This window comes from Mycobacterium sp. 852002-50816_SCH5313054-b (genome assembly GCF_001667185.1).
Lineage (GTDB): Bacteria > Actinomycetota > Actinomycetes > Mycobacteriales > Mycobacteriaceae > Mycobacterium.
The window spans coordinates 1-560 of sequence record NZ_LZIC01000093.1 but is presented as its reverse complement, the minus strand read 5'-3'; the positions used below and the strand labels follow the sequence as shown (position 1 = coordinate 560).

Annotated in this window: 1 pseudogene; it reads right to left on the bottom strand. The window is 69.5% G+C overall.

Features of this window, described 5'->3' with window-relative positions:
* Nucleotides 1-560: pseudogene (kasB, locus tag A5787_RS18375) on the bottom strand (3-oxoacyl-ACP synthase KasB); the annotation flags it as partial.

Here is a 560-nt window from a genome sequence, read left to right as displayed (position 1 = left end):
GGCCGCGGCTTGCCCGCCACCACGTCCAAATCGATCTCCGGATCGAGGTTTTCCAGGTTCAGCGTGGGCGGAACGATCTGGTCCCGCAACGCGAGCACGGTCAGGATCGACTCCACCGCGCCGACCGCACCCACCGAGTGACCCAGCGCGGCCTTGGGCGCGTACACCGCCGCGTTTCCGCCGTGCGGTCCCAGCGCGTTGTTGATCGCCTTGCCCTCGGCCAGGTCGCCCACCGACGTGCCGGTGGCATGCGCGTTGACGTGGTCGATGTCGCCCGGCGTCACACCCGCCAGCTGAATCGCCCTCGACATCGCGTGCCCGGCGCGTTCCCCGTTGGGGTCCGGGGCCACCATGTGGTAGCCGTCGGAGGTGATGCTGGCCCCCATCAATCGCGCCAGAATGTTGGCGCCGCGGGCCTTGGCGTGCTCCTCGGTCTCGATCACCATCAGCGCACCGGCCTCACCGAACACGAAGCCGGTCCGGTCCCGGTCGAACGGGCGGCACGCGCCCACCGGGTCGTCGTTCTTGGTGGACATCACGATGCGCATCTGGGCGAACGC